The organism is Mesorhizobium sp. M4A.F.Ca.ET.050.02.1.1, assembly GCF_003997725.1.
In the GTDB taxonomy this organism is placed as follows: domain Bacteria; phylum Pseudomonadota; class Alphaproteobacteria; order Rhizobiales; family Rhizobiaceae; genus Mesorhizobium.
Map to the genome: position 1 here is coordinate 1 of NZ_RZSG01000147.1, position 10,234 is coordinate 10,234.

Below are 10,234 nucleotides of genomic sequence, written 5' to 3' on the forward strand. Positions count from 1 at the left end.
AGAGCGACCTGTGTTCACGCAAGGTGGCGGACGCCTACTTTCGCGACTACGCCGTTTCCTTCTGGAGTTACTTTGCCGGCTATATAGATAAGCAGCGCAAGGCCGGCTCAGCCAACTTTGCCACGGCGATCGAGGCCTATGTGCGCCAGGGACAGCCAGAGGCGCAGTCCAAGTAACGGCCAGTCGAGCGGCGCCCGGAAACGAAAAGGCGGCGAGAGTTCCCGCCGCCTGTTCAACGCAGCCGTTAGGCAGATTTGAGCCGGCCTATTTGTAGAGGCCGTTGATCCACTCGACATTAGCGGCGTTGAGCCTGACCGCGGTGTTCGCTTCCGGGCCCTCGGCCACGTTGACGCCGGTGATGACGCGTTGCTTCGCGGCATTGTCATAGGCGTAGACCGAGCTTCCGCTCGAGCCCGGGAACGTATCGCAGTCATATTGGAAGTAATCCGTGCCGATGTTCTCGGCGTGCACTTCGCAGCTTGCCTTCCACATCGTGCCCATCGACTTGTCGCCGGGATAACCGACGATGTTGGCGGTGAAATCGCCCAGATCCTCGTAATTGGCATAGCCCAGCCAGCCGAGATTGGTGCCAATGTCCTGCTTCAGGGTGACGATGCCGAGATCCCACGGCACGACCGAGCCGTAAAACCCCTGGTAGTTGTCGATGAAGCCCTGCAGGATATAGGCGCTCTCATAGGTGAAGGCGCCGAACGGCGCGTCGTCGGCGGTGCCGCCGTTGAGGCCCGGCACGAACAGATATTCATCGAGCCACGCGCCGTCTTCATGGCTATAGAGGCAGTGCGCCGCGGTGAGCACGGTGCGCGGCCCGATCAGCGTCGCCGAGCAGCTGCCGTATTTGCCGGTCTTGGGCGACTTGGCTTCGAGGTAGCCGATGGCCGAGAACGGATAGGTCTTGGTGTTCTTGACCTGCTCGCGATCGTCCGTGCCGAAGACCTGGCGACCGGTTTCGCCCTCAGTCAGCCCCGGATCTTCGGTGTTCTGTGGACCGGAAGCGTCGGACCCCTGCCCGTCGGCCGGCGCGTTCAGCTCCTCAATGATCAGCTCCTTCAGCGCCTCGTTCGCCTCGATCTTGATCTCCTTGCCGTCGGCGGAACGCCCCACGACGCCATAGGACTTGACCGCCGCGTCCTCGTCGGCGAGCGGCGCGGCGCGGCTGGCCTCGTCCTCGGTCAGTTTCGGCGGCGCGATCGGCTTTGCCCGCCCCGGCGTGTAGTCGCCCGATCCCCCATCGCGCATGCTTTCGCCATTGCCGGCATTCGCGGTGCCGGGGTCGGCGGCGAAGGCCGGCACCAGCCACATCGCGGTGGAAAGAAATGCGGACGCAATGATGGTGTTTGTCAGTTTTGTCACGGTGAGACTCTCCCAAAAGTCAGCAAGGACTGGATCAAGATACAGAAATATTGTCGAGATCGTGGTGGCCCCAAAACCGAGCTTTGGAACCGCCGACCAGAACATTGCTGCGCGCGGTCAGTTGAGGCCCCCGCCAAAAACATCCGCGCGATATACTGCCTAAAATATTCCAACATTGGCAACGACAAATCGCTTCCACGTAGCCCGTGGGGGGCTATAGGGTTTTGAGCGGGTTCTGCTCGCGGGCACGATTAGCAGTAGTTGCACTTCGGTATTGTGACCGGTCGCGCGCCGATCTGGGCTGCGTGGCCGATCGTTCGAAGTGCCTCGGCAGCGGATCATGCGCCGGGCCGGCCTGTTCGGGAACGTTCGTCTCAGGAGGTCATGGTGAACATCATCCATCGGTTCAGGCCGCTCGCCACAGCATTGCTGACCGGCATCGCGGCGCTCGCGACGCTCAACGCCATCCACGCTGCCGATGGGCCGGCCCGGCCGGAAGCGGCGGTCTCGCCAATGAAGCGCGTCGCGGAAGCACGGGCCAAGGCCAAGGCCGAGAACCCCGACGGTGCCGATCGCGTCTATGGCGGCAAGGAGGCCGAGAAGGGCGCTTTTCCTTTCCAGGTGGCGCTGCTGACAAGCGACAGGCTGGACGCCAGCCCGGCCTCGCAGCCGGACGCGCAATTCTGCGGGGGCAGCCTGATCGCGCCGCAATGGGTGCTGACGGCTGCGCACTGCCTCGTCGACAACGGCAGGCCGATCCCGGCCGGCGCGGTTACCGTACTCACCGGCGCCACCGATCTCGGCGAAGGCAAGCGCTACAAGGCGGTGGAGGTCATCGTCAACGAGAGCTACAGCGAGCAGACGATGGACAACGACCTCGGCCTGATCCGGCTGGCCGAGCCGGCGGACGCGCCGACGATCAAGGTCGCCCATGAGGCAGCGCCAGACAGCGGCAAGACCACGGTCATCGGTTGGGGCAAGATGCAGGACGGCACCTTCCCGACGGCGCTGATGGTCGCCGATCTCGACCTGCAGCCGAACGCGACCTGCAACAGCGGCATCAAGGACATCTACGCCCGCGACCTGAAGGCGGCACTTGGCGATCTCTCCCACCGCATGCGCTATTCGGAAAAGGGCATCGACGCGGCGGCCAGCGCCATTGCCGCCGACATGTCGGATCCGCTGACCAGCAACATGATCTGCGCCGGCACCGCCAGCGGCGAGCGCGATGCCTGCAATGGCGACAGTGGCGGGCCGCTGTTCATGGCCGGCGCCGACGGCCCGGTCCAGATTGGCGTCGTTTCCTGGGGCGAAGGGCCGAATGACGGCAGTGCGGCCTGCGGCCACAAGAACGCCTACGGCATCTATACGCGGCTGGCCAATTATTCCGGCTGGATCGAGGAGAAGATGAAGACCACGCCGGCGCCCGCAAAGCCCAAGGCGGGCGTCGGCACCGCTCAGAAGCCGGCCAAGCCCTGAGCCTGCCACCGCTCTCAAAACAGAAACGGCGGGCAAAGCCCGCCGTTTCCTTTCATGCCATGCCGGCGCCGTCTACTTGCGTGGCGGGCCCTTGCGTTCCGCCGAGGCTGCCCACAAATTGATGTCGGCCTCGCGCGCGTAGCTGTCGATCTCGGCCAGTTCCGCATCGCTGAAGTCGAGCGCCTTCAGCGCGCCGACGCAATCCTCGACCTGTTCCGGCCGGCTGGCGCCGATCAGCGCCGAGGTAACCCGGCCCCTGCGCAACACCCAGGCCAGCGCCATCTGCGCCAGCGTCTGGCCGCGACGCCCGGCAATGGCGTTCAGCGCCTTGATGTTGGTGATCGTCTTGTCGTTGATGAAGGCGGGCCTGAGCGACTTGCCCTGGGATGCGCGGCTGCCCTCCGGGATGCCGCCCAGATACTTGTCGGTCAGCATGCCTTGCGCCAGCGGCGAGAACACGATCGAGCCGACGCCGAGCCCTTCCAGCGTGTCGAGCAGCCCGTCCTCCTCGACCCAGCGGTTGAGCATCGAATAGCTCGGCTGGTGGATGACGCAGGGCGTGCCGAGCTGCTTCAATATGTCGGCCGCCTCACGCGTGCGTTGCGAGTTGTAGGACGAGATGCCCGCATAGAGCGCCTTGCCCGAGCGCACCGCATGGTCGAGCGCGCCCATCGTCTCTTCCAGCGGCGTATCGGGGTCGAAACGGTGCGAATAGAAGATGTCGACATAGTCGAGGCCCATCCGCTTCAGGCTCTGGTCGAGGCTGGCAAGCACATATTTGCGCCCGCCCCACTCGCCATATGGCCCCGGCCACATCTCGTAGCCGGCCTTGGTCGAGATGATCAGCTCGTCGCGATAGGCGGCGAAATCGGTGCGCAGGATTTCACCGAAGGCAGTCTCCGCCGAGCCGGGCGGCGGACCATAGTTGTTGGCGAGATCGAAATGCGTGATGCCGAGATCGAAGGCCCGGCGCACGATCGCCTGCTTGGTCTTGTGCGGCGTGTCGTTGCCGAAATTGTGCCACAGCCCGAGCGAGATCGCGGGCAGCTTCAGGCCGGACCGCCCACAGCGGTTGTAGAGCATTTTCTCGTAACGGTTTTCGGCGGCGACGTAGGGCATGGGAAATCCTCGCATCTGAACGGATTGGGCATGGTTCACCGCAACGCGATGACCATGCCCTGCGGCCCACCCTTTACCCTCTCCCCAAGGGAAGCGGGAGAGGGCTGGTAAAAATTATCGATAATCGCAGCGATCTACTTCTTCTTGACCAGCAGGTCCTTTGCTTCCTTGACGCCAAGTGCGGCTGGCCGCTCGCAGGTCGTCTGCATGGCAACGAACTTGCCCGTTTCGCCCGAGCGCAACAGGCCGGTCATCACATCGACGGCGTGCAGCGCCAGCTCCATCGAACAGCGATGCGGCCGTCCCTCGGCGATCGCCAGCGCCATGTCGGCGAGGCCGGCGGTGCGGTAGTTGGCCATCATTCCTTGCGAATGCATTTCGTTCGGGACGCCGAACGGATGCTTCCATTTCGGCAGCTTCTTGACCGGTTTCGCCGCCTCGGTGAAACGCACGTCGCCACCGAAGAAATTGGGATCCGGCACATACACTGATCCGGCCTCGCCATAGAGCTCCATCGGCGCATGACCATGGCTCCAGACATCCCAACTGGTGTTGAGCGTCACCACCGCACCGTTCTCGAATTCCAGCAAGCCGTGGATGGTGGTCGGCGTGTTGACCGGGATTTTCTCGCCCGCGCGCGGTTTGGACGAAATCGTCCGTTCCTTGGCCGGCGTCGAGGCGAAGGCCGCGACCTGCTTCACCGGCCCGACCAACTGGATCAGATTGGTGATGTAATATGGCCCGATGTCGAGAACCGGGCCGGCGCCGGGCTGGAAAAAGAAGTCCGGATTGGGATGCCAGTGCTCCATGCCATGACCCATCACATGGCAGGTGCCGCTGGTGATCTTGCCGAGCGCGCCGGTGTCGATCAGGTTGCGCACCAGCTGATGCGCGCCGCCAAGGAAGGTGTCCGGCGCCGAGCCGATGCGCAGTCCCTTCTTCTCGGCTCGGCCTTTCAGGTCGAGCCCCTCCTTGATCGACAGCACGAACGGCTTTTCCGAATAGACATGCTTGCCTGCGTCGAGCACCTCTTTCGATACCTCGTAGTGCACCGCGGGAATCGTCAGGTTGACGATAATGTCGATATCGTCCGCCTTGAGCAGCCCCTCGACCGTCTCGGCGCGCAGCTTGAACTCCTTCGCCCGCGCCTTCGCAGCGTCCATGTTGATGTCGGCGCAGGCGCGCATCTCGATGCCGCGGAACAGCGGCGCCAGCGAGAAATACGCTTTCGAGATGTTGCCGCAGCCGATAACGCCGATACCCAGTTTCTTTGCCATGTCGATTGTTCCTAGTAAGCCTTGACGGATGCAATGGAGCGGCGGGCGAAGCGCTCGATGTCGTTGGGGTTGTCCTGCTCCATGACAAAGTACCTGGCGGCGCTCTTGGCCCGCAACGTCTTGATCAGGCCGGCCCAGTCGATCGTGCCATGGCCGACATCCGACCAGCCGTCTTCGTCAAGGCCTTCGCCCGGCTTGGCGATGTCCTTGACATGGACGGCGCTGATGCGCTTGCCGTGCTTCTCGATCCAGGGCAGCGGATCCTCGCCGCCACGCACCACCCACGCGACGTCCATCTCCCAGCCGATGTCGGGCGCGACGGCAAACATGTGGTCCTGTGGCACCGAGCCGTCGGCAAGCTTCTTGAACTCGAAATCATGATTGTGCCAGGCAAAGCCATAGCCGGCCTTCTTTGCCGTCTCGCCCACCTTGGCCAGCCGTTCGCCGAAACCGCGCCAGCCGGCGGCATCGGCCGGCCTCTGCTCGATGACCAGATAGGGGCAGATCAAAAGCGTGACGCCGAGCGCATCGGCGATTTTGCGCACGCCGTCGAAGTCCTTCTCCAGCGCGTCGATCGAGAAATGCCCCGTGGGCATGGCCAGCCGGTTCTTGTCGAGCTCGGCGCGGAAGGCCTTGGGATCATCATAGACGCCGCCGAATCCTTCGACCTGGCTGTAACCGAGCTTGCCGAGCGTCTGCAGTACGCCGTCCCACGGCTGGAAATTGCGGGCGCTATAAAGTTGGAATGACCAGTTCATCGTCTCTATTCCGTTTTTACTTGGGGGATGGATCTGTTGGGATGTATCTAAAGGCGGTTGCCGGATTGGGCGTCGAAGAGCGAGGCGCGCATCGGATCGAAACCGATACTGACCGAATCCGCGTTGCTTGGCGTGCGCTCCGATGTCACCCTGACGGTGAAATTCTGCCCGCCGAGCTTAAGCCAGACCAGCGTGTCGGAACCCATCGGCTCCACCACCTCGACATTCGCCGTCGCCGAAAACGGCCAGCCCGCGCCGCTGTTGAAGGCTACATGCTCGGGCCGGATGCCGAACACGGCCGGTCCCGGCGCCGGCTCCTTCTCGAAGGCATAGGTGCCAAGCGGAATGCGCACATCCTCGACGGCGAAATGCCAGTTGCCGTTGTCCTTCTCCAGACTGCCGTCGATGAAGTTCATCGCCGGCGAACCGAGGAAGCCGGCAACGAAGCGGTTGACTGGCCGGTTGTAGATCGTCTGTGGCGCATCGAGCTGCTGGATGACCCCGCCCCTCATGACGGCGATGCGGTCGGCGAGCGTCATCGCCTCGATCTGGTCGTGGGTGACGTAGATCATCGTGTTCTCGAGCTTGCGGTGCAGGAGCTTGATCTCGACGCGCAGTTCCGAGCGCAGTTTGGCGTCGAGATTGGAAAGCGGCTCGTCGAACAGGAAGACATCGACATCGCGCACCAGCGCCCGTCCGATCGCCACGCGCTGGCGCTGGCCGCCGGAGAGCGCCGAAGGCTTGCGCTGCAACAGCGGCTCGATCTGCAGGATCTCCGCCGCCCGCGCGATGCGTTTGGCGATCTCTTCCTTCGGTACGCCGGCAACGCGCAGTCCGAACGAGAGGTTCTTCTCCACCGTCATCTGCGGATAGAGCGCGTAGGACTGGAACACCATGCCGATGCCACGGTCCTTGGGCTCTTCCCAGGTGACGTTCTTGCCCTTGATGAAGATGCGACCGTCCGAGATGTCGAGCAGGCCGGCGATGCAGTTGAGCAGGGTGGACTTGCCGCAGCCCGACGGCCCGAGCAGCACGATGAACTCTCCCTCGGCGACGTCGAGGTTGAGAGTCTCCAGCACTGACACCGACCCGAAATTCAGCGACAGGTCCTGGATCGACACGCTAGGATTGGCGATGTCCATCATCATCCTTTCACCGCGCCGGCGGCGATGCCGCGCACGAAAAGCTTGCCGGAAATGAAGTAGACGATGAGCGGCACGAGGCCGGTCAGGATGGTGGCGGCCATGTTGACGTTGTACTCCTTCACGCCCTGCACCGAATTGACGATATTGTTGAGCTGCACCGTCATCGGATAAGTGTCCGGCCGCGTGTAGACGACGCCGAACAGGAAGTCGTTCCAGATGCCGGTGACCTGCAGGATGACGGCGACGACGAAGATCGGCAGCGACATCGGCAGCATGATGCGCAGATAGATACCCCAGAAGCCGGCGCCGTCGACGCGCGCCGCCCTGAACAGCTCTTCCGGCATCGAGGAGAAATAGTTGCGGAACAGAAGCGTCAGGATCGGCATGCCGAAGATCGAATGCACGATCACCAGGCCGCTCAGGCTGCCATAGAGGCCGATCTCGCGCAGGATGATGACGATCGGGTAGATCATCACCTGATAGGGGATGAAGGCGCCGACGATGAGGATGACGAAAAACGTGTCGGCACCCTTGAAGCGCCAGTTGGCGAGCGCGTAGCCGTTTACCGAGGCGATCGCGATCGACAGGATCACCGAGGGGACGGTGATACGCACCGAATTCCAGAAGCCGCGCGAGAGCCCGTCGCAATTGAGGCCGGTGCAGGCCTGCGACCACGCCTTGACCCAAGGCTCGAAGGTGATCTCCAGCGGCGGCGAGAAGATGTTGCCGAGGCGGATCTCCGGCATGCCCTTGAGCGAGGTGACGACCATCACATAAAGCGGCAGGAGGTAGTAGACCGCCACCACGATCAGCGTGCCATAGAGAAAGATGTTGCGGCGCGAGAACACGTGCCGCGGCTTCGGCCCGCTCGGTTCCGTGGCTTCGCGCCTGAGAGCATCGGCGGTGCTGGGCAGGGGGATGGCAAGCTCAGACACGCTTCTTGCCTCCGAATTCGAGATAGGCCCACGGCACGATGACGATCACCACCGACAACAGCATCATGGTCGATGCGGCAAAGCCCTGGCCGAGGTTCTGGGCGAAGAACATGTAGTCGTAGACGTATTTTGCCGGCACCTCGGAGGCGATGCCGGGCCCGCCGCTGGTCTGGGCCACCACCAGGTCATAGACCTTGACGATGCCGGCGGCGATGATGACCAGCGTGGTGATGAAGACCGGCCGCATCATCGGAATGACGATGAACAGATAGGTCTTCCACATCGGAATCCCGTCCACCCGCGCTGCCTTCCAGATATCCTCATCGATGCCGCGCAGGCCGGCGAGCATCAGGCACATGACGAGCCCGGTGCCTTGCCATAGCGCCGCGATCGATATGCCGTAGATGACGATGCTGGAATTGTAGAGCGGATCGAAGCTGAAGCTTGTCCAGCCGAGGCTTCGCACCACGCCCTGAATGCCGAAGTCCGGATTGAGCAGCCACTGCCATACCAGGCCGGTGACGATGAACGAGAGCGCGAAGGGATAGAGGAAGATCGTGCGGAATGTGTCTTCGAAGCGGATTTTCTGGTCGAGCAACGCGGCGAGGATGAAGCCGATCGCCAGCGAGAACACCAGCGAAATGACGCCATAGATCAAGAGGTTCTCGATCGAGATCAGCCAGCGCGGCGTCGCCCACAACCGGTAATACTGGTCGAGGCCGACGAAGTTTAGCCGCGGCAGCAGTTTCGAGTTGGTGAAGGAATAGAGCACCGTCCATGCGGTGCCGCCGACGAAAACCACCAGCGCGGTGAGGATCATCGGGATCGAGGCGACCTTCGCATTGAGGTTGCGGAAAAGCTGGTTGGGGCGTTCGCTCTTGCTCATCTCGACAGCCGGGCTGGGGCAATGACGACATCACGCTCCTGACCCCGGATAGGCTGGGGCCAGGAGCTGGCGGGGGCGCCGTAATCAGTCGGCAAAAGCAATCAGTCCGCCGAAGCGATGATGTCGGCGAAACGCTTCTGCGCGTCTTCTACGGTCAAGTCCGGCTTGGCGAAGAATTCGGAGAAGAGATCCTCCTTCTGCTTCTGGCTGTCCTGCGACATCAACTGGTCGGTCCAGGGCATGACGCTGCCCTTGGCCAGGATGTCGAGGCCCTTCTTCATGCAGTCATTCGCCGCTTGCAGGTCGACGTCGCCGCGCACCGGCAGCGAGCCCTTCTTCAGGTTGAAGGCAACCTGCGTCTTGGGATCGAGCAGCGTTTCGGCCAGCACTTCCTGCGCCTTGGACTTGTCGGCGTCCTTCAGCAGCGGGAAGTAGAAGGCATCGCCGCCGGTGGCAATCACCTCGTTCAGCCCAAGGCCTGGAAGGCAGGTATAGTCCTTGCCGGCGGTCTGGCCGGCGACCTGGAATTCGCCCTGTGCCCAGTCGCCCATGATCTGGCCACCGGCCTTGCCGGTGATGACGAGATTGGTTGCCTGGTTCCAGTCCTGCACATTGGTGTTCTTCGCCATCTTGCGGGCATCGTCCGCGGCCTTGAATACCTTGGCGACCTCGGGCCCGGCGGCGAATTTCGCGTCCTTGTCCTTGTAGACCTTGAGGAAGGTATCGGTGCCGCCGACAGCCGCGAGCAGCACGTCGAAGGCGCCGGAGGCCTGCCAGGGCTGCCCACCGACGGCGAGCGGGATGATGCCTGCCTTCTCCAGCGCAGGGGCGGCCGCCACATATTCATTCCAGTTCTTCGGCACCGGCACGCCGGCCTTTTCGAAGGCCGCGTTGGACAGCCACAGCCATTGCCAGGAATGGATGTTGACCGGCACGCAATAGATCTTGCCGTCGATGGTGCAGCTGTCGAGCAAGCTCTTCGGCCGCACGACTTCCGTCCATTTGCCCTTGGTGGCGATATCGGTGAGGTCGCGCATCAGGCCGGCCTGCACCAGCTCTTCCGCCTGCCTGCCGTGGTTGAACTGGGTGGCGCCCATCGGGTCGCCGCCGGTGATGCGGCTGATCATGATCGGCCGCGCCGTGCCGCCGGAACCGGCGATGGCGCCGTCGACCCAGTGATTGCCCGTTGCGTCGAAGGCCTTGGCCAGCTCGGCAACAGCCGCCGCTTCGCCGCCGGACGTCCACCAATGGGTGACTTCCAGAT

9 protein-coding genes are annotated in these 10,234 nt (G+C 63.0%); 1 reads left to right on the forward strand and 8 read right to left on the reverse strand.

Translation table 11 applies throughout. From position 1 onward, the window contains the following. Positions 1 to 264 precede the first annotated feature (264 nt). Complete coding sequence (locus tag EOA33_RS12715; protein WP_126058253.1) at positions 265 to 1,371, reverse strand: serine protease; 1,107 nt, start codon at positions 1,369 to 1,371, stop codon at positions 265 to 267. A gap of 384 nt (positions 1,372 to 1,755) precedes the next feature. On the opposite strand from EOA33_RS12715, the gene EOA33_RS12720 reads away from it, so the two are divergent. Beyond that, positions 1,756 to 2,850 (forward strand): trypsin-like serine protease, encoded by a 1,095-nt coding sequence (locus EOA33_RS12720; RefSeq protein ID WP_245482321.1) that lies wholly within the window; start codon positions 1,756 to 1,758, stop codon positions 2,848 to 2,850. Positions 2,851 to 2,922: 72 nt separating this feature from the next. On the opposite strand, the gene mgrA is transcribed toward EOA33_RS12720, so the two are convergent. The 7 genes from mgrA to EOA33_RS12755 all read right to left on the reverse strand — a co-directional run bounded on the left by mgrA (position 2,923) and on the right by EOA33_RS12755 (position 10,232). Then, positions 2,923 to 3,969, reverse strand: coding sequence for an L-glyceraldehyde 3-phosphate reductase (gene mgrA / locus EOA33_RS12725; protein WP_126058251.1), 1,047 nt, complete (start codon positions 3,967 to 3,969; stop codon positions 2,923 to 2,925). Positions 3,970 to 4,103: 134 nt separating this feature from the next. Continuing rightward, complete coding sequence (locus EOA33_RS12730; protein WP_126058250.1) at positions 4,104 to 5,246, reverse strand: Gfo/Idh/MocA family oxidoreductase; 1,143 nt, start codon at positions 5,244 to 5,246, stop codon at positions 4,104 to 4,106. A gap of 11 nt (positions 5,247 to 5,257) precedes the next feature. Next, positions 5,258 to 6,004, reverse strand: coding sequence for a sugar phosphate isomerase/epimerase (locus EOA33_RS12735; RefSeq protein ID WP_127405787.1), 747 nt, complete (start codon positions 6,002 to 6,004; stop codon positions 5,258 to 5,260). A gap of 47 nt (positions 6,005 to 6,051) precedes the next feature. After that, entirely contained in the window at positions 6,052 to 7,149 is a 1,098-nt protein-coding gene (locus tag EOA33_RS12740; RefSeq protein ID WP_126059357.1) for an ABC transporter ATP-binding protein, read from the reverse strand. Beyond that, entirely contained in the window at positions 7,149 to 8,069 is a 921-nt protein-coding gene (locus EOA33_RS12745) for a carbohydrate ABC transporter permease (protein WP_245455782.1), read from the reverse strand. The genes EOA33_RS12740 and EOA33_RS12745 overlap by 1 nt, the downstream gene beginning before the upstream one ends. A gap of 7 nt (positions 8,070 to 8,076) precedes the next feature. Next, positions 8,077 to 8,970, reverse strand: a complete 894-nt coding sequence (locus tag EOA33_RS12750) for a sugar ABC transporter permease (RefSeq protein WP_126058247.1) — start codon at positions 8,968 to 8,970, stop codon at positions 8,077 to 8,079. Positions 8,971 to 9,071: 101 nt separating this feature from the next. Beyond that, a complete protein-coding gene (locus tag EOA33_RS12755; protein WP_245482322.1) occupies positions 9,072 to 10,232 on the reverse strand; it encodes an ABC transporter substrate-binding protein in 1,161 nt (386 codons plus the stop codon). Between the last annotated feature and the right edge of the window lie 2 nt (positions 10,233 to 10,234).

Coding starts and splice junctions, on each gene's coding strand:
- EOA33_RS12750 (WP_126058247.1), bottom strand. CDS start 8,970: ATGAGCAAGAGCGAACGCCCCAACCAGCTTTTCCGCAACCTCAATGCG.
- EOA33_RS12730 (WP_126058250.1), bottom strand. CDS start 5,246: ATGGCAAAGAAACTGGGTATCGGCGTTATCGGCTGCGGCAACATCTCG.
- mgrA (WP_126058251.1), bottom strand. CDS start 3,969: ATGCCCTACGTCGCCGCCGAAAACCGTTACGAGAAAATGCTCTACAAC.
- EOA33_RS12740 (WP_126059357.1), bottom strand. CDS start 7,149: ATGATGGACATCGCCAATCCTAGCGTGTCGATCCAGGACCTGTCGCTG.
- EOA33_RS12735 (WP_127405787.1), bottom strand. CDS start 6,004: ATGAACTGGTCATTCCAACTTTATAGCGCCCGCAATTTCCAGCCGTGG.
- EOA33_RS12720 (WP_245482321.1), top strand. CDS start 1,756: ATGGTGAACATCATCCATCGGTTCAGGCCGCTCGCCACAGCATTGCTG.